Origin of the sequence: Lachnospira pectinoschiza (assembly GCF_020564355.1) — a bacterium.
Classification (GTDB): domain Bacteria; phylum Bacillota; class Clostridia; order Lachnospirales; family Lachnospiraceae; genus Lachnospira; species Lachnospira intestinalis.
Genome location: NZ_JAJCRR010000004.1, coordinates 26,390 through 46,193 on the forward strand (window position 1 = coordinate 26,390; position 19,804 = coordinate 46,193).

A 19,804-nucleotide genomic window follows, 5' to 3' on the forward strand; every position below is an offset into this window, starting at 1 on the left:
GTTACCTCTCTTAATAATTTAATGTTCGCCGAAAAGCCAAGACATAATGGCGTCATCTTCTGCAAAAAGTCCGCCTCCGCCGTGTTCATTTGGAGCGTTTCGGCTTGTAAAATAATCTCTTTCTTTAATATCAAGTACAAGAATTTTGTCGATTTCGTCATCGGTCAAGCCTTGCTTTTTGTAGAGATTATAAAGTGTATCGTAGGCATTTTGAGATTTTTTCGAGCCGTAGTATTCGTCATCTCTTCCGATTGCAATGTAAACGGGTAGTTTTGCTTTTGCAACGCTTTCGTATTCTCCGTCCCATTGAGAGCTGACCTGCAAATATGCCGTAAATAAATCGGATCTCTTGCCGACTGCTTGCGATGCAGTTTCGCCGCCACCCGAGTAGCCCTCTATATAAACCTTTGATTTATCTATATTGTAGGCAGACAAAAGATATTCAACAAGGACGATAGTTTCATCTGCCGAGTCTTCGTCCCAACCGTTTAGCTGAGGTGCGGCGATAATCATATTAGCATTATATTTTTGAGCCTCAAAGCCAAAATTTTCCTGACGGATATTTACGCCGACGCCTTGAAAATACAAACCCTCATAACCCGGCAAGGTAATGAAAAGAGCATAAGCCTTACTGCCGTTATAGCTTTTGGGGATATAAAGATTAAAATGAATATCGCCGTTATTTTCGCTGTGCAAAACATTATCAACACTAAAGCCAAGGTAAGTGTCAGTACCGTTTGTGACGGAATAATTTTGTTTGGCAGGCTGAGTAGTTTGTGCTTTTGATGAACTTTCGGCTGTTGTATTTGTTGTATAACTGCTTGGAGAATTGCCATTTATTGAACAAGCCGAAAGCGTAATCACCATAGCAGCAACCGTCAAAAGCACAGCTATAGATTTGATAAACTTATTTAAGGTCAAGACCGTTTACCCAAGATTCAACCTTGCTTGATGAGGCACCTGAAGAAAATCTTTCGCCGTCCTGCCAATTGCCTGTGCCTGCCATATCGGCTAAAAGGTCACCGCTTTGACCTAAACCCGAAGAAGATGAGGTGCAAAACGGAATAACGGTTTTGCCGGTGAAGTCATTGCCCTCAACAAAATTGTTTACAGGCCATGCAGCAATGCCCCACCAAATCGGATAGCCGATAAATACGGTATCATAATCTGCCCAATTATCGGGTGTAGTCTTTGTAAGCGGTACATCACGCTTGCTTTCGTCGTTGTGCTCAACGCTTACACGGCTGTTGTCATTAGTCCAATTAAGGTCATCACTTGTGTAAGGGACGACGGGAGTAATCTCAAACAAATCTGCTCTGGTAGTGTCGGCGATAGTGTCGGCAACGGCTTTTGTGCTACCTGTTGCGGAATAGTAAACAACAAGTATTTTACTGTTTGAAGAACTGTCTGTATTATTATCGGAGGACTCATCGGTAGATTGTTTGCCCGCCGGAGTAGAAGTAGTAGAATTTGCAGTGCTTGCACTGTTATCGGAATTATTAGAGCAAGCTGCAAAAGAAAATACAAGCACGAGTGCTAAAAGAATTGAGGTTATTTTTTTCATGATTTTATCTCCTTTAATTAAATTATTTTTGTTCGTCAACCGGCGGTATCATCTCGGCATACTTTTTAAGCATTTCGGGTGTTGATGTGTAATATCTGACACCCTTATCAAGTGATGATATTTCTGCCATTTCTTCATCTGTAAGCGAAAAATCAAAAATATCAAAATTAGCCTTGATATGGTCGCTGTTCTTTGAACCCGGAATAACAATATTTCCGTCTTGAATATGCCAACGAAGAATGATTTGAGCTGTTGACTTGCCGTATTTTTCAGCAAGGCTCTTAAAGAGCGGTTCATTCAAGAGTGCATTATCACCGTGACCCAGCGGATACCAAGCCTGAATTTTAATATCCTCGTGAAAAAGGAATTTTTTAAGTTCCTTTTCCTGATAATACGGGTGCACCTCGGTTTGAAGAACGGATGGTTTAACTTCGCAGATATTCAAAATTTCGCAAATCTGCTCTTCTTTAAAATTTGATAGACCGATTGCACGAACCTTTCCGTCTTTATATGCTTTTTCCATTTGCTTATATCCTGCAATGTAGTTACCTGCAGGCTGATGAATTAAAAGCAAATCAATATAATCTGTTTGAAGTCTATCAAGAGTTTTATCTACTGCGTCGTCCTGCTCATAAAATGACGGCCAAAGCTTTGTTTCAAGAAAAATATTTTTACGGTCAATGCCTGCGTTTTTCATTGCTCTGCCTACTGCTTTTTCGTTGCAATAAGCGTTTGCCGTATCTATAAGCTGACAACCGTTTTTGAGTGCATAGGTTGCAGATGCCTCTGCCTCGTCGGGTGAAAGTAAAAATGTTCCGATACCATGCATAGGCATTTGAACACCGTTATTTAATTTTGTAAATTCCATAATAGTTGCTCCTTTTCTGCTTGATAATTAAATTTTAATATCTAAAGTTTACTTTAGGCCAAGGATTTACTTACATTCTTCAAAAATTTTTAATATTTCCTCGTGAGTCATCTTTTTGTAAGCACCGGGTACAATACCGCAGGAGTCTGCAATTTCTTTAAGGTTGATATTTTCATCAATACCAAGCTCCTTAAAGGTTGTCGGCATACCGATTTCCTTAATGAAATCAGCAAGAGCCTCAACGCCTGCCTTTGCAAGCTCTTTATCTGTTTTACCGTCTTTTGAGATACCCCAAACATTAACTGCAAACTGAACAAATTTCTTTTCGCCTGCTTTGCAAATATGCCTGTAATAAACAGGGTGAAGAACGGCAAGACCTGCACCGTGGTTACAGTTAGTGTATGCACCGAGCTGGTGCTCCATTTGGTGACACTCAAAATCTGTCTTTTTGCCCAACTTAATGATACGGTTTTCTGCCATTGTAGCGTCCCACATCAAGTTACTTCTTGCTGTGTAGTCCTCGGGATTTTTGATAGCGGCACGCAAATTTGTAATAACATTTTTCATAAGAGCCTCGGATATATCATCCGACACATTGCTTTCATTCGGCTCGCTGAAATAAATTTCCATAATGTGTGAAATGGTATCAAAAGCACCTGATACTATTTGGAATTTAGGAACGCTGTAAGTATATGTCGGGTCAAGCATAACAAATTTTGCGTTAAGCTGAGGATAATCTCTGCCCGTTTTGATTTTAAGTTCTTCGTTTGTGATTACTGCACCGCCGTTACATTCACTGCCTGTGCCTGAAACGGTGACGATAATGCCGAGCGGCAACGGCTCAAAGTCAATTACACCCGGTCTTGCCCAAAAGTCTGCCCAAATGTCGCCGTCATATTTTGCACCGAGTGAAATTGCCTTACAGCAATCCATAACGCTTCCGCCGCCTACTGCAAGAATCAAATCGGCGTTGCTTTCTTTAGCAAGCTTAACCCCCTCAAGGACCTTGTTGCAGGTCGGGTTCGACGGAATACCACTAAACTCAACAACTGCCTTGTTTTCTTTTTTGAGTATGGTTATAATCTCGTCATAAATGCCGTTTTTCTTAATCGAGCCACCACCGTAGCAGAGCATAACCGTGTCGCCGTAAGCTGAAAGAATATTTGAAAGATATTCCTTTACACAGCCTTCGCCAAAATATACCTTTGACGAATTTTCAAAAACAAAATTGTTCATAGCTTTTTCTCCTATCCTGAAAATTTGATTTTATTATTTCATCGAGTGATACATTTTCATTTCTGTATCGCTTGTTTTTGTTTTTCTCGTGCTTAATGATGGTGCTAGAATATAAATAGTACAGCCCTTTGCTCTCGGACTGCCGTTTACAATTAGTGCTTTTAACTTTTTCATATCTGCCACTCCTTAGTTATTTTTCTTTTCAACTATATTATAAGAAAAACGAGACCTCATATGAAGTCTCGTTTTGTTATTCAGTATATACCTTTAGGTTATAACCGCTTATTAGATTTTAACTATATTCTTAGCTGCATCTAAAACTCGTCTGACATTTTCGCTCGGAGTCGGTGAATGCAAAAGACCGTACGGAATACTGTATTCCCACTCAACGGGAATAACTTTCATCAGTGGATGAACATTTGCCCACCCTGGTATTGCAAGCAAAACATCGTTTGTATTTTCACATCTGTTGAATATGCTCATACTGTAAAAATCAAAGTCAACAATATGTATCTGCGTATGATTTTGCCAAATATCGTTACGCAAACGGTCAACATAATTGCTCCAGCCACGGCGCATAAGCAGTAAGTTTTCGCCGTATAAATCGCTGATTTGAAGCTTATCCTTTTGTGCAAGCCTGTGGTGAATGGACATGGCACAGCAAAACGGCTCACGGGATAATTGCAAGCCCTCGCATTTTCTGAGTTTAAGCATTGTATCGTCAAATATTCCGCCGATAATATCAATGTTCTTTCCCAAATTCGCAAGTATCTCCTTTGCGTTTTCGGGTGTATTCTCAAAAGGAACAATCTCAAATTTTATATCCGGGCACTGTTCTTGAATTTTCGGCCACATTTGCATAAGTAATTGGGCAGGAGTTGTAGGTGACGAGCCGATACGAATAATATTTTCGCCTTCGCTCATTGCGTTTTTCGCCCTGACAACGCTGTCCTTGCAATAGCTGATAACGTACTTTGCATCCTGATAAAGTGACTTGCCTGCGTTAGTCAGTATCAACCCACGGTGTGTACGCTCAAACAAAACCAAGTTAAGAGAACTTTCAAGCAAATTGATTTGTTTAATAACGGCAGTCGGCGTGATATACAATTCCTCCGCCGCTTTGTTAAAACTGCCTGCGTCCGCAACCTTTATAAATGTTTCTATCTGTGGATTATACACCATCCCACCACCTACATAACAAAATTAAATCACAATCCGTTGTATATCAAAATGATAAATCTTTTTCTTAATTATACTTTAAAACTCACAAAAAATCAAATTGTCTAATGAACAGCCGTTTGAACACACAGGCGGTTATTTTGTTTTTATAACTTTTTCTCTCCGGAGGGGGTACAAAACGCCTTTCTCAGTTCAAACAAGTGAGGGGGTTAAATAAAAAATGTTTTGCAAATCGAGAAAAACGGGTGTGCATTTTGATACCGCTTGTCCAAATGAGTGAAGGGATAAATTTCAATCGGGGTTTCAGGGTGTCCCTGACGAGATGTTTTACCGTTTTACGACTTTGGGAGTATAAACGGTCTGCTCGCTAAGGTTTGTCATCACGACTTAATAAACAAGTTTTAATGAAAAACCTTGTTGCCGGATTTAATAAAAAATTGCAAAAATTATAAATTTTTCAAAAACACCCCCCAAAAAAGCGTTTCCGTTTCAAACAAGTGAAGGGAGTTTTTACAATGCCGAAATTATCAAAGAAAGCAAAACAAGAATGGGATTTTTTCATAAATACCGAAACAGGCAGAAGAACATCCAACAGCCTTTGCCTTAAATGCAAAAACAAATGCAAACAGAGCTACAAGGCAATCGTTGTTTTCTGCCCGAAGTACAAATCCAAAAGAGGTGCAAAAAGCGTTAAAAATCGACGTAAATATGACGACAGCGGTTAATTTAATATAGCGATACTTGCTTTCAATAAAAAGCCGATACAAAAGAAAAAATTACCGATTTCGACACCAAATCAATACAGAAACAGAGGTGATACAGTGAACAAATATTTCAAAATATCGGATGCTAAAAACTTTGCTTTCTACAAAGTACCGAAAGCGTTATTTGAAGGAAAGTACAAATCTGTTTTAACCGATGCGAAAATGCTGTACGGACTTTTGCTTGACCGAATGTATTTGTCCGTCAAAAACGGTTGGATAGATAATCAAGGCAGAGTATATCAGTATTTTACGATTAAATCAGCCCAAGAAAAATTGCATTTCGGTCACGAAAAAATATGTAAGTTGTTCTTGGAACTTGAAACTTCGGACTTAATACTTCGCAAAAAGCAAGGTCAAGGAAAACCGAGCATTATCTATCTGAAACAATTCTGATTTTCGGTTTTCTTGATTTCCGAATAACGGAAGGTAATAAGACTTAGAAGATTAAGACTGTTACCAGCCGAGAAAAGAATATATATGGAGGTTAAAATGATAAAAAACATAAGTATAGATTTGCTTGTTCCTTTCGAAAATCATCCGTTTAAGAAAAGGAGCGGAATCGAACAGCAAGAATTAACAGAAAGCATAAAAGAAAACGGATTGCTTGAACCGATAATCGTTCGTTCTTTTCAGGCGGGTAAATATGAAATTATCAGCGGACACAGACGAGTTGAAGCGTGCAAGGAATTGGGGATAACAAGCATACCCGTGCTCTATCAGGGACTTATGGAATTTACAGAGATGAAACATCTTACTCCAACTGTTGTAAACAAACTTATTGAGCGTATAGAAATTCACAACAATGAGAAAAAGCGTTCTCACAACAATGTTAAAGTGGATATTTACTTTACGGCAGTCGGATTATTTGACATTCCGACAGAGCAACAGCTTATTGATACAATGGCAAGAGTAAAACAGAAAAATGCGAAAAAATTCGCTTAAATAATAAAGAAAAAGGTGTAACCCCCTTTATCGGAATTACACCATAATTCCTTAAAGACTGCCTTATTAGCCCGTGGCTAAGCCGCAAGGCATTTTTTGTTATCCGTGTACGGTTGGAAGGTGGCTTAAATTGTTGTCTTGTGTGCCGTCAGGGATAGATTTTAAATATTCCGTATCTTTGTTGTGGGCAACGCCGACACCCTGAATTTGGTTTTCTTTTGCAAGTTCAACGCCGGATTCCCTGGACACAATCCGTCCGTCAGAGAGCTGGTATCCGGTTACAGAACCGCCCGATTTGACAAGACCGGTAATTCTTAAAGCATCACTTCCGGCATCGGAAACAGAATCCATCGCCATCATTGGCAGAACATGAGCAATATCTTCTTTATTTACATTCATTTCAATCACCATTCCTTCTATAATAATGTTACAAGGATAGTGTGTGAAAAATGAGTTTTTTTATAAGTAGAAAAAAATGTATCGGAAAATCAAGGAAAGTGGTATAATCATTGCATGAGCAGGACAAAGCTGCGTATACTATTTTTAGAATTTGAATATGAAGTTTTATGCAGATTGCAGGCAGAAAGTGAGGCAGTTATGGGACTGATTAATAAAGAAAAAGTACTGCGCGGTGTGGGAAAAGCCGTAGATGCAGCCAATAATGCAGCAGATAAAGTGCATGATTATGCAAAGGAAAAAGAACTGGATAAAAAAGCGGAAGAAGCGGTTCACAAAACAGGGAATTTTATCAGGGAAAATGAAATTGATAAAAAGGTTATCAATGCCGGAAAAACGCTGGAAAACGGTGTAATCAGCGTAGGAGAAAAACTGGAAGAAACATTTAATAAACTGTTTTAAAAATAAAAATCAGGGGAACTTTAAGAGATTCCCCTGAAATTTTTACAGACGTATATTTATGCGCAAAATGGTCTCAGTAATGTTTCAAGCTCATCGGTGCTGTGGTCATTTCTTACGACGCGAAGTGTCATGACACGACGCGGATCCATACTTAAAATGCCAAGCATTGATTTTGCATCGAAAAAATAACTTCCCATACAAATGTCAAAATAACCGTCAAGCGTGTTAATTGTGTTTACGAATTTTACCGCATTGTCTGTTGTTTTTAAAAGAATATGGTACGTTAAAGTGTTCTTGTCTGAGTTCATTTCCTTACCTCCTTCAATGTTGAGAAGCGAACTGATTTCGTAAAGTTCTAAGTAACAGAACTTTTTATTTATATACTTATCATGCCCAAATGTCAAATAAAATCTACAAAGTATTAAAAAAAGTACATTGCAGATTTTTAAAAATCAGGCTAGTGTGAAAAATAACGCTGATGCGCTTATTTTTCACACAGCACTTTGTGCCGCAAGCATCACAAAGTTGCTTTTTATCGCAGAGCCAAATAAGATTTGGCTCGCGATTCCGCAGGCATTAAAATGCCTGTGGAATGGAGATTATTAAAAAAAATGTAAAAAAGAATACATCGGAATGGAGTACAAAATGATTAAAAAAGAGATTAATGAAATTAAATCACAATATACATTGGAAGAGTGTGGTATTTTAAGACTGTGTGGCTGTTATGTCAACGGTGACAAGGAAAAAGTGGCACGGTTTAACCAGACGTTTTTAAATCTGCCGGAGGAAGAAAAACATAAATACTTCGATATTTTTAGAAAGACATTGTCGGGAACACCGGGCAAGAATCTTTTGGATATGCGTTTTACCATGGATTCCTATGCAGACGGCGGCGCGAGAACCTTTTTATATCAGCTGCGCGACAGCGAATTAAAAGATGATGCCCTGCTTGAAAAATTTTATGATAAAGTCATTGAATCATACAGTCATCCGGGAAATTATCTGATTCTGCTGATTAATCAGGTGTATGACGTGCCGGGACGGACCAGTGACGGCATTGACATGGAAGATGCATCAGATGAGGTGTACAGTTATCTGCTGTGCAGTATCTGTCATGTATCGCTTTCAAAACCGGGACTGGGATATTTTGAAGAAGACCATGCCTTTCATGACCAGCAGCAAAATCACATGGTGGATTTGCCGGATATCGGATTTTTATTTCCGGCATTTAATAACAGGAGTGAAGACGGGGAAGGCGTGTTATATTATTCAAAGGATGCCAATGCGTTTGAACAGCTGTTTCTGGCACAGGTTTTAAACTGTGAAGTGCCGCTTTCTGCAGGCAGCCAGAAGGAGAATTTTCAGGTGCTGGTAGAAGAAACACTGGGCGAAGAATGTAATTATGAAACAATTAAAAATATTCATGAGAATCTTAATGAGATGATTCAGGAACAGAAAGGAAATCCTGAACCGGTGACAATTGATAAGACCGAGATGCGGGATTTGCTGGAAAAAAGCGGTGTAAAAGAAGAACGTTTACAGGATTTTGAGGAACATTTTGAGCAGGCGATAGGAGAAAATACACGGCTGATGGCAGCAAACATTGCGGAAACACGCAAGTTTGAGGTAAAGACACCCGATGTTGTGGTAAAGGTCAATCCTGAAAGAACCGACCTGGTTGAAACCATGGAAATCGAAGGAAAGCAGTACCTGGTCATTCAGATTGACGAGCATCTGGAAGTCAATGGGATTTCAGTCAATCCCGAAACAGGAGAGGTGCAGTATAACGAATAATATAAAAGACAGAAAGGGGCAGATACAGCAATGAAAGAGCGGGTTACGCAGCGTTTTTTAAAATATGTGGCAGTAGATACGCAGTCCGATGAGGCTTCAGACACGTTTCCGAGTACAGAAAAGCAGAAGGTACTTGCAAAAATGCTAGTGGAGGAATTACGCCGGATGGGCGTGCCGCAGGTAGAAATTGACGAACAGTACGGTTATGTCTATGCAAAGATTTTATCCAACAGGCCAGATGGAGAAAAAGTGCCGGTGCTTGGATTTATTGCACATATGGATACTTCTCCCGAAGTATCGGGAGCGGATGTAAAACCGCAGATTATCCGTCAGTATGACGGCAAAGACATCGTGTTAAATAAAGACAAAAATATTGTCTTATCGGTGGAAGAATTTCCGGAGCTTGTGCAGTATACCGGACAAACGCTGATTACGACAGACGGTACAACACTGCTTGGCGCAGACGATAAAGCCGGTGTGGCAGAGATTATGACGATGGCAGAACAGCTGTGCAGCCATCCGGAGATCGTACACGGGGATATTGCCATTGCATTTACCCCCGATGAAGAAGTGGGCGGCGGCATGGACCATTTTGATGTGGGGCGGTTCGGTGCAGACTATGCCTATACTGTTGACGGCGGGGCACTCGGCGAGCTGGAATATGAGAACTTCAATGCGGCGAAGGCAGTGATTCATGTAACCGGAAGAAGCGTTCATCCGGGAGATGCCAAGGATAAGATGAAAAATGCCGCAGTTATGGCAATGGAATTTCACAGTGAACTGCCAAAGCAGGCATGTCCTGAACGTACAAGCGGCTATGAGGGCTTTTTCCATCTGACCGACATGCACGGCAGTGTGGAAGCGGCACAGTTATCGTATATTATCCGTGACCATGACCGTGAAAAGTTTGAAAAGAAAAAGCAGCTGGTGGAAAGCATTTGCAGTAAACTGAATGAAAGACATGGTGGAGCGTTTTTTGCGGCAGAAATCACGGACCAGTATTACAATATGAAAGAAAAAATTGAACCGTATCTGTTTTTAATAGAAAATGTAAAGACATGTATGAAAAAGCTGGACATTGAACCGCATATCCAGCCGATACGGGGCGGAACAGACGGCGCAAGACTTTCCTTTATGGGCATTCCGTGTCCGAATCTGTGCGCAGGCGGTCACAATTTTCACGGACGGTATGAATACTGTTGTGTAGAATCTATGGAAAAAATCACGCAGCTTCTTATATTGCTGGCACAAAAATAGGAATTTAGAACCAAAAGCCCGCAGGCAGATTTGAAAAGAATCTGTCTGCCTTTTTTTGTTTGTCCGTTTTTGGCATACGAAATGCACAAAAAAATGTCAAAAAATTGACAAAATAAACATAAACATATTGAAAATACACAAAAATGAAAGACAACACCAAAGTATCATTGACTAAATGCCAATAAAGTGTTACTTTAATAAAGAACTTAGATAAAATGTTTATGCAAAAGTATTTCAAAAAACTCCTGAAAATATTGTAATGTAGATTTTGCATAAGCATTTTTTTAAGTGGAATATAGAATGTATTGGGATTATCTGTGGCTGGGCGCAGATAAGAAAGGAGTGCTATGAGAAGAAGCTTGAAGAAAATGATGGCTGTCGGACTTACGGCTGCGATGACAGTCGGTTCTATCAGTTTTCAGGGGCTGTCAGTAAATGCAGCGGGACTGCCGACAACCGACGGACATAACAAATATGTCAACAGTGAAGTCTTTAATGTGATTTCTGATGATAGTTTTGGTACAAAGGAATTGGAGAACCCTTTATTTGACAAGACAACGGGAAGCAGTGACATCAGTAATTTACAGGTTCCAACACTGGCATATGACGATACAAGCATCGCACTTGTATGGGATAAGCCGGAAAAATATGATAATGTAGCAGATTATAACGTTTACGTCAACGGCACACTTGATGGAACAGCAAGAAAGAATTATGAAGAAAATGCCAAATGGGCAGATACATATATGAAATCCTTCTATGAATACTATGAAACCAATAGTGACGTAGATATGGTAAATGTGGATATTCATTCTTATCGTGCAACAGGTCTTACACCTGACACAGAGTATACCTTTAAGGTTGTTGCAGTTGATAAGGACGGAAAAGAACTCGGAACGGCAAAGGAAATCAGTCAGAAAACGACAGTTAAGCCGGAGGAGTTTAACATTTTAGATTATGGTGCAGTGGCAACAGAAGGTTACACTTCTTATAATGATGAAGTCAATGCACTCGTAGAAAAGAATACAAAAGCAATCCAGGCAGCAATTGATGCCTGTACACCGGGCGGAAAGGTTGTGATTCCGCAGGCTGAGGACGGAAAGGTCTTCGTATCCGGTGCACTTTGGTTAAAGAGTGACATTACAGTAGAATTAGACGGTACACTCTGGGCATCACCAAACAGTGACCATTTTGAAATCGGTTTCTTAATGTATCCGTTCTACACCGATACAAGAGGCTGGGGCTTACTGAATGCCACAAGTGCCGATGAAAATGCTCCGCTTGAGAATATCCGTATTACCGGTAACGGTACACTTTACGGCAACGGCTGGAAGTATGGTGCAGGCGATAAAATGTATGAAGACGGTTACACCTCCAATACCGGTGTAAATACGCAGGCAGGTGATCCGTCAGATACAGAAAACTATGGTCTGCCAAGATACATGGGCGGCAGTAATACAAAGGTTTATTACTATGGTATCCAGGCTGCCGATTCTGCAAAGAAATATCTTGCCAACCTCACAAACGAAGACGGTTCAAGAAAGTATTCCGATGAACTGATTAATTCGCTGTCAGGCTATATTGAAAAAGATCTGGCAGATAACGGTAAGGTTGATAAAAACGGAAAGGATAAATTTATCGACGTAGAAACGGGAAATAATGCAGGTATTGAAAAGGCAGATATTACCAATGCTTATGCGACACGTTCCAGCCTGTTAATTATGAGAAATGTCAGCAACGTTTATGTAGGTGACATTACCGTTGAAAATCCGGCAAACCACTCTGTTAATATTCTGGATTCCAGAAATATTTCAACAGAAAATGTCAAGGTATTCTCTTATGACGGCAACAACGGTGACGGACTTGGATTTGGCTGTTCACAGAATGTAATCTGCTGGAACAACTTCACAGATACAGGTGATGATAACTTAGGTTTCGGTGCATCTGTTGGTGAAGGCGCAAGAGACAGCGATATTCAGACCAATTCAGAAATCTGGATGTTTAATAACTTCCTTCGTGAAGGTCACGGCGGTCTGGCAGCAGGTTCACACACAGGAAACGGTATTCAGGACGTATTATTTGAAGATACCGTCATGAACCACATTGATATGGCATTCCGTTTCAAATCTGCACCGACGAACGGTGGTTTTATTGCCAACATTACAATGCGTGACTGCGCAGTTGCAGATACACAGCAGGCATGGGTACTCACAACAAGCTACAGTGACCCAAACAGTGCATCTACAACAGAATTTGCAGAAATCGGAAAATTCTACAACTTTGCATCGTACAATGTGTCCGTATACGGCGTACAGTATAATACCGTACAGGTACTTGCAGATGTTGATCCGGTCAGCAATCCACAGAAACCATGGCATACACACAGCCACTTATACTTCCAGGATATTACCTTTGGTAATGTCGGAACAAACGGCGGCTTTAAGAATAAGAACGGCTGGGAATCATTAATCGGCTGTGAAAATTCAGTATTCTATAACTTTAAGACCGTATCTTATGCAAAGAAGGCAGTAGATAAAAAGACGGATAAGACATGGAATAATATGCAGTACTGCAAAGACATTGTATTCCAGGGTACAACATGGGATTCAGTCAACAACTGCACCGATAAGATGCAGAACATGATGTCAGGTATTACTGTAAAGGATTCAACCGTAAAGGCAGAAGTTGTTCCGGCTGTTACAGAACCGGATTCAGGTTCTACAGGTGAAGAAACAACGGTAAAGGCAGCATGGGATGCAGCGGCAATTGCAGCAGCTACAACAACTGCCAACGGACTGACAGCACATGCAGATGCCAATGATGCAAACGGCGGCTGGAAGACTGCAACAGTAGCAGAAGCCGATACAACAGGTGAAGGTGCTGTATGGCCGGTCGGAACAGAATATGTTGCAGCCGGTAAGACGAAGGCAATGGATTCAGACGGTAAAACACAGTCTAAGGGAACAATTCCTGTATCAGGATGCTTCCTTACATATGAAGCTGCAGAAGACGGCGTATTAAGCATTGACCAGAAGACGCTTGCAACCAAGAGATTTTATGTAGTGGATTCAGATGGTAAAGTTGTTGTAGACTATCAGAATACCAATGCAAAGGATACAGCAGCAAAATATGAAACATTAACTGCACAGGTACAGGCTGGAAAGACCTATTACATTTATGCAAACGGCGCAACAGCAAATATTTTAAAGATTACATTTGCTACAAAGACAGCCGGTACAGCAGCGCAGACAGCAGTACAGGCACAGACCGCCAAGGCTTCTGACGGACGTCAGGTAAAGCTTTCATGGAATGCGGTTGAGAATGGAGCAGAAGAAGTATTCTACGGTGTAGATACTTATGTAAATGGTGAAAAGGTTGATATTACAGATGGTATTACAGGAACAGAAACCATTATGGACAGATTATCATCCGGTGTAACTTATACATTTAAAGTATATGTAAGTGAAAAAGGTGACAATGCAAACAGCATGAGTGTTACAGGACAGAATAAAACATTACTCGGCGAAGTAACTGTTACTGTAGACGGTGAAAAAGATACAGCAGATATTGAAGCACCGGAAAATGTGACATCAGAACTTGCAAGTGCAGTTTATACACATGCACAGGGAACATGGACAGCAATCAGTTCAAGTGATGCAAGAATCAGAGGTTATAAGATTTACGCAAACGGAAAGCTTGTCAATACAGTTTATAACTATCAGATTCCGAAATTTGCAACGGCAGAAACCGTATCAAAGCAGATTGGCAGACTGACACCGGGTACAGAAAATACAGTTGAAATCGTTGCATTTACAGATGCAGGGGTTGAATACAAGTACCCACAGGCACAGATTACAACACTTGGCAGCTATGATTACAAAGCACCGGTATTTGCAGAAAATGCAAAAGTAACGGCAGAAGTAAAGGATAACGATGTTGTTCTTACATGGACAGCAGCAACAGATGACACCGCAGTCGGCGGATACCGTGTATATGTTGACGGAACACCGGTTGTACCGGAAGGTAAGGACTTCAATCCGGTAAACGGCGATTATACAACGGCTGAAACAACTTATACAGTAACAGGCCTTGATTTAACAAAAGACCATACATTTACAATTCAGGCAGGCGATACATGGTGGAAAGCCGCACAGACTATGGGGACATATGATAAGATGGCAGGCTTTAACTGGACCGTAGAGGGCATCAGCACAACACTGAGTGCCAGATATGAGTCGGATTCTGCTGTAACAGATGCTTCCGGTGCAAATATAGCGGTTGCAGTAAAGGCAGATGCAGGTGTAATTCCATCAGGAAGCCAGCTGAAAGTAACAGCATTGGGAGAAGGAAATGCATATGATGCAGTAAAGAAATCTTTTGACAATAAGAAGTTCTCACTGCTGGATATCAGACTGCTGGATACAGAAGGAAATGTCATTCAGCCGGATGGAACAGTTACAGTTACGATTTCAGTTCCAAATGGTTATGACTCTGCAAAAACAAAAGTATTCTATGTTGCAGAGGATGGAAGCATGGAAGATGTAAATGCAGTTTATGCAGATGGTAAAATGACATTTACAGTGGCTCATTTTAGCAATTATGTAATTGTGGATGAAACAGTAGTCAAGGATAATGACAATTCAAACACTGGTGATGACAACCAGAATAATGGTGGACAGAATAACGGAAACCAGAACGGTGGCAATCAGAACAACGGTGGACAGAATAACGGAAACCAGAATGGTGGCAATCAGAACAACGGTGGACAGAATAACGGAAACCAGAGCGGTGATAACCAGAATAATGGTGGACAGAATAACGCAGACCAGAACAGCAATAATCAGAATAACAGTCAGAATGGCGGAGCAGTATCAGATAATACAGATACAGGCGTAAAGACAGGAGATTCTTTTGCAATGTGGTTCTATGTAATTCTGATGGCAGCTGCAGCAGGTTTTGCAGGATGCCTTGTTATGAAGAAAAAGAAACTTGAAAAATAAAGAGCAGAAAATTGTATAATTAAAAGGCAGGGACACCGCATAGCTTGTGTTCCTGCCTTTTGCTGTATGATGTTAAAACTTATAGCTGTGGGCTTTGCCCCGACAGCATTATAAAGCGGTTGTATAAATAGCAACCATGTCTTCAACAGACAGGTGTTTTACTTTTCCGGCATTGTGGTGGGTGGAAATGTCACATTTTTCAGCCATAGTGCGAATCTGCTCCGGTGTCGGGGTAACGCCGAGTTCGGATAAAGAAACCGGCATATTGATGGAGTGATAAAAGTCTTCCATGGCTTCTATGCCCTTCAAAGCGGTTTCTGTATCATCTGCACCGGCGGTTACGCCTAAGACATGTGTGGCAAACTGCGCAAAGCGGGCAGGACGGGCATCCAGTACAAATCTTGCCCAGCTGCCCCACAAAGCGGCGAGTCCGGCACCGTGTGCCACGTCAAACAGACCGCCGATTTCATGCTCCATTTTATGGGTTGCCCAGTCACCGCCGTCCGTGCCGCAGCCGGTCAGTCCGTTGTGGGAAAGACTGCCGGCCCACATGACTTCTGCACGCGCATGATAATTAGCAGGTTCGTCTTTTAAAATCTTTGCATTTTTCATAACGGTGCGCATTAAAGATTCACTGATACCGTCTGTCAGTTCCATATTGTCACACTGGTTAAAATAGCGTTCCATGGTGTGCATTAAAATGTCAACACAGCCACTTGCCGTCTGATATGGCGGGAGTGTCATGGTCAGCTCCGGATTCATAACGGCAAAGCGGGCACGGCTGAAATTACTGCTGTAGCCGCGTTTAATCTGACCGTCTTCTTTGGTGATAACAGAAGAACCGCTCATTTCACTTCCGGCAGCAGCAATGGTAAGCACTGCGCCGATTGGAAGACAGCCTTCTGCCTGACGTTTAAAATCATAAAAATCCCAGACATCGCCGCCGTTGTAGACACCGTAACCGATGGCTTTCGCAGAGTCAATGACACTGCCGCCGCCGACAGCAAGAATAAAATCTACATTTTCTTTTTTACAGAGTTCAATACCTTCATAAACAAGGGAAAGGCGCGGATTTGGAACAACGCCGCCCAGTTCTACGTAAGAAACCGCTGCTTCGTCAAGGGATGTCTTAATGCGGTCGAGCAGACCGGAGCGGACAACACTGCCGCTTCCGTAGTGAATTAAAACCTTTTTGCAGTGCTGTTCTTTAACCAGCGCACCGGTCTGATTTTCAGTGCCTTTGCCGAAAACAACCTTTGTCGGTGTATAATAAGTAAAATTTTCCATAGATAACTGCCTCCAAATATTTTAAAATAAGTATGTATTTATAAAAAATACATGACAGATGAGAATGATTTCAGTATTATTATAGAGAAAGATTTTTTAAATTTCAAGAATGGAGCAATGTGAAGCACCCTTAAATTTAAGGCGCTTCACATGGCATTTTGTGCTGCGGGCATCACAAAATGCTTTTATCGCAGAACTGAATGAATTCAGATGAGAAATCGCCCGTGCGAATTGCTCATCGCTGGATTGCGATAAAAGGGCGCAAGAAAAGGAGAAAAATATGACAACAATTCAGACGATTGCTGCAACGACGGAATGTAATGATGTAATTCCTGAGCAGATGAATACAGAACTGACAATTTTAAGCGGCAAGTTTGCCGGTACGTGCTATGCAAAGGAAGGGTACCAGACGATTCGTACCCAGCCGGTGGAACGTGCGGTAAAGAGAGCAGAAGGCACGGCGGAACGCGGACATCATTCGGTATTCCAGCACTGCATGGTGACAATGGAAATCCAATGTCCGAAAATCATTGCCATGTTGTTAAATTCTATCGGTGTATCCAATACATCAGAAAAAAGTGCAAGATACACCAAAATGCAGCCGCAGACCGAAAAAGAACGGGAGTTCTATGAAAAGTGGCATACACTGGTATTAGAACGGATTTGTGAGGTGTATCCGGGAAAATTTGATGAAAAGGAAGTGGACAAGCTTGCCTATGAAAATGCAAGATATATGATTTCTGTTTTTTGTCCGACTGCAATGGTCTATTCCCTGCCGTTCCGTAACATTTTCTATGTGCTGGACTGGACAGAGCAGATGAAGAAAAATCTGGAGAAATTATCCGGCGGCTTTAATAAAAGACTGCATGACGAACTGGAATCCTTAGAGGAGCAGTTACTTTTAGTTGTCGGCGGAAAACAGAATTTCCATGACAATAAAAATGAAGCCTTCCGCTTTATGCCGGTACAGGCTTACGGGGAGGACGATAACGACAACCGTGAATATTTTGGTGATGTCTATACGGCAAAATTCCTTGCTTCCTTTGCACAGGTAGCACAGGAACAGCGCCACAGAACTCTGCGCGTAAAAATTCATTTCAGCGGGGACGATGCAGAAGAATATGGTTTTTACGTACCGGAAATTCTTCGGGGAACACCGTTAGAGGAACAGTGGCTTTCGGATATGCGAAGCATTAAGGAAATATATCCGCAGGGAACACTTGTATCCGTTACGGAACAGGGCTTGTTTGAAGATTTTGTATTAAAAAGCAAAGAGAGAATGTGCGGCAGGGCGCAGCTTGAAATTATGCGCATTACAGAACAGCTCACACAGAAATTTGTTGAGAATGCAGATAATCTGTCCACTGCCAATAAGAAACGTTTAAAAGACATCACAGAAAGCGGGAAACCATGCGCCCGCTGTGGATTTGCGGACTTTACCTGTACGGAAGGCTGCAAATGGGGCAAAAACGGCGCTTTAACACGCACAATTTAGGAATACAAAAATATAGAATAGAAAGCTGTCAGATACAGAAATGTAAAACATTTTCTCTGACAGCTTTTTTGTATATTTTTTTAAGAATCCGCCATACTGAAATTGTGATGTTAAAATGGAGGAGCTTTATGAAAAGAAAATTTGGTATAGCGGATAAGCTTGGGTATATGTTTGGCGATTTTGGCAATGACTTTGCATTTATATTATCGTCTATGTTTTTGTTAAAATTTTATACGGATGTGATGGGCGTATCGGCGGCAGTCGTTGGTACGATGATGATGGCAGCGCGGCTGCTTGATGCGTTCACGGATGTGACGATGGGGCAGATTGCGGATAGAAGCCGCGGAAATAAAAAAGGCAAATTTGCACCGTGGCTATTAAGAATGTGCGGACCGGTGGCAGTATCTTCATTTTTAATGTATGCTTCGTGGTTTGCAGAAATGCCGATGACATTTAAGATTATCTGGATGTTTTTTACGTATCTGCTCTGGGGCAGTGTGTTTTATACGGCAATTAATATTCCATATGGTTCGATGGCATCGGCGATTTCGGCAGAGCCAAAAGACAGAACGGCGCTATCGAACTGGAGGACAATCGGCGCTACGCTTGCGGCAACGGTTATTGGTGTTGTACTGCCGTTAGTGGTTTATTACACCGATGAAAACGGGAATGCCGTGCTTTCCGGTACGCGTATGAGCATTGCAGCATTCTGGTGTTCTGTAGGTTCAGTTATCTGTTATCTGTTGTGTTATTTTATGGTAACGGAGCGCGTAAAAGCAGAAACAACAAAGCAGAAATTCTCATTTATGGGACTGATTGGCAGTCTGATTCAGAATCGTGCGCTCATCGGAATTGTGGTAAGTGCATTGCTGTTACTGCTTTCCCAGTTGTCGTTATCCAATATGGGTGCATACATTTATCCGAATTATTTCGGTGATGTCAAAGGACTTTCGCTGGCTTCACTGATTGGAACAGCGGTCACGCTGGTGCTGTCTGCCTTTACGGTGCGGCTGGCAGAGCGGGTCGGGAAAAGGGAAATGTCGGCGGCCGGATCGCTTATCGGTGCGGCGGCATTGATAGCGGTATATTTTGTGCATACAAAAAATGTGTATGTGTGGCTTATTTTTTACGGCATTTCCTATATCGGACTGGCAATGTTTAATCTGGTGTGCTGGGCGATGATTACAGATGTCATTGACGATACACAGGTGCGTACCGGACAGCGCCCGGACGGAACAATTTATGCGGTGTACTCCTTTGCAAGAAAGTTGGGACAGGCGGCATCATCAGGGCTTGTCGGTGTTTTGCTGTCAGTGATTGGCTATAATACGGCAACGGCATATGACGAAAAGGTTGTAAACGGCATTTATACGATTACGTGTATTGTACCGGCAGCAGGATTTGTTTTACTTGCACTGTCCTTATGGTTTTTATATCCGCTTGGAAAGACTAAGGTGGAAGAGAATGCACGAATTTTAAAAGAACGAAGAGACAGAAGCGGAATGTAAGGGACTGGCAGTCCGTTGTTTTGGTATAAAAACAGGAACAATTGCTGATATT

Annotated in this window: 17 protein-coding genes; 8 read left to right on the forward strand and 9 right to left on the reverse strand. The window is 41.4% G+C overall.

All coding sequences use genetic code 11. The features are described 5' to 3' along the window. Positions 1-18: 18 nt before the first annotated feature. The 6 genes from LI288_RS08905 to LI288_RS08930 form a co-directional block, all read right to left on the reverse strand. A complete protein-coding gene (locus LI288_RS08905) occupies positions 19-921 on the reverse strand; it encodes a prolyl oligopeptidase family serine peptidase (protein ID WP_227090150.1) in 903 nt (300 codons plus the stop codon). Beyond that, positions 908-1,564 (reverse strand): flavodoxin, encoded by a 657-nt coding sequence (locus LI288_RS08910; protein WP_227090151.1) that lies wholly within the window; start codon positions 1,562-1,564, stop codon positions 908-910. The genes LI288_RS08905 and LI288_RS08910 overlap by 14 nt, the downstream gene beginning before the upstream one ends. 22 nt (positions 1,565-1,586) lie before the next feature. Then, entirely contained in the window at positions 1,587-2,432 is an 846-nt protein-coding gene (locus tag LI288_RS08915; protein WP_227090152.1) for an aldo/keto reductase, read from the reverse strand. 66 nt (positions 2,433-2,498) lie between these two features. Next, positions 2,499-3,668 carry an iron-containing alcohol dehydrogenase gene (locus LI288_RS08920; protein WP_227090153.1) on the reverse strand — a complete coding sequence of 390 codons (1,170 nt, stop codon included), beginning with the start codon at positions 3,666-3,668 and terminating at the stop codon, positions 2,499-2,501. Between the two features lie 33 nt (positions 3,669-3,701). Further along, positions 3,702-3,842 carry a hypothetical protein gene (locus LI288_RS08925; RefSeq protein WP_227090154.1) on the reverse strand — a complete coding sequence of 47 codons (141 nt, stop codon included), beginning with the start codon at positions 3,840-3,842 and terminating at the stop codon, positions 3,702-3,704. A 111-nt stretch (positions 3,843-3,953) separates the two neighbouring features. After that, positions 3,954-4,850: a LysR family transcriptional regulator gene (locus LI288_RS08930; RefSeq protein WP_177616071.1), complete on the reverse strand. Its 897-nt coding sequence runs from the start codon at positions 4,848-4,850 to the stop codon at positions 3,954-3,956. 818 nt (positions 4,851-5,668) lie between these two features. Between LI288_RS08930 and LI288_RS08940 the strand changes: the two genes are divergently transcribed. Then, positions 5,669-6,004: a replication initiator protein A gene (locus tag LI288_RS08940; protein ID WP_227090155.1), complete on the forward strand. Its 336-nt coding sequence runs from the start codon at positions 5,669-5,671 to the stop codon at positions 6,002-6,004. 96 nt (positions 6,005-6,100) lie between these two features. Continuing rightward, positions 6,101-6,553 carry a ParB N-terminal domain-containing protein gene (locus LI288_RS08945; RefSeq protein ID WP_177616068.1) on the forward strand — a complete coding sequence of 151 codons (453 nt, stop codon included), beginning with the start codon at positions 6,101-6,103 and terminating at the stop codon, positions 6,551-6,553. A gap of 99 nt (positions 6,554-6,652) precedes the next feature. Here the strand turns inward: LI288_RS08945 and LI288_RS08950 are convergent, their stop codons facing one another. Further along, positions 6,653-6,952: a DUF3892 domain-containing protein gene (locus tag LI288_RS08950; RefSeq protein ID WP_227090156.1), complete on the reverse strand. Its 300-nt coding sequence runs from the start codon at positions 6,950-6,952 to the stop codon at positions 6,653-6,655. Between the two features lie 114 nt (positions 6,953-7,066). Between LI288_RS08950 and LI288_RS08955 the strand changes: the two genes are divergently transcribed. Continuing rightward, entirely contained in the window at positions 7,067-7,411 is a 345-nt protein-coding gene (locus tag LI288_RS08955) for a hypothetical protein (RefSeq protein WP_227090157.1), read from the forward strand. Positions 7,412-7,467: 56 nt separating this feature from the next. Here LI288_RS08955 and LI288_RS08960 read toward each other — a convergent pair whose 3' ends face one another. After that, positions 7,468-7,719: a hypothetical protein gene (locus tag LI288_RS08960; protein ID WP_022431385.1), complete on the reverse strand. Its 252-nt coding sequence runs from the start codon at positions 7,717-7,719 to the stop codon at positions 7,468-7,470. Between the two features lie 337 nt (positions 7,720-8,056). Between LI288_RS08960 and LI288_RS08965 the strand changes: the two genes are divergently transcribed. The 3 genes from LI288_RS08965 to LI288_RS08975 all read left to right on the forward strand — a co-directional run bounded on the left by LI288_RS08965 (position 8,057) and on the right by LI288_RS08975 (position 15,462). Then, positions 8,057-9,205: a DUF4317 domain-containing protein gene (locus tag LI288_RS08965; protein ID WP_022431391.1), complete on the forward strand. Its 1,149-nt coding sequence runs from the start codon at positions 8,057-8,059 to the stop codon at positions 9,203-9,205. Positions 9,206-9,235: 30 nt separating this feature from the next. Further along, positions 9,236-10,462, forward strand: a complete 1,227-nt coding sequence (pepT, locus tag LI288_RS08970; protein WP_022431392.1) for a peptidase T — start codon at positions 9,236-9,238, stop codon at positions 10,460-10,462. A gap of 347 nt (positions 10,463-10,809) precedes the next feature. Then, positions 10,810-15,462 carry a fibronectin type III domain-containing protein gene (locus tag LI288_RS08975; RefSeq protein ID WP_227090158.1) on the forward strand — a complete coding sequence of 1,551 codons (4,653 nt, stop codon included), beginning with the start codon at positions 10,810-10,812 and terminating at the stop codon, positions 15,460-15,462. 108 nt (positions 15,463-15,570) lie between these two features. Here LI288_RS08975 and LI288_RS08980 read toward each other — a convergent pair whose 3' ends face one another. Then, complete coding sequence (locus tag LI288_RS08980) at positions 15,571-16,749, reverse strand: iron-containing alcohol dehydrogenase (protein WP_227090159.1); 1,179 nt, start codon at positions 16,747-16,749, stop codon at positions 15,571-15,573. Between the two features lie 280 nt (positions 16,750-17,029). Between LI288_RS08980 and LI288_RS08985 the strand changes: the two genes are divergently transcribed. Next, the gene (locus tag LI288_RS08985; RefSeq protein WP_022431395.1) at positions 17,030-18,244 is read left to right on the forward strand and encodes an FAD-dependent thymidylate synthase; all 1,215 of its coding nucleotides are present in this window, start codon (positions 17,030-17,032) and stop codon (positions 18,242-18,244) included. 128 nt (positions 18,245-18,372) lie between these two features. Beyond that, positions 18,373-19,752, forward strand: a complete 1,380-nt coding sequence (locus LI288_RS08990; protein ID WP_227090160.1) for an MFS transporter — start codon at positions 18,373-18,375, stop codon at positions 19,750-19,752. Positions 19,753-19,804: the final 52 nt, after the last annotated feature.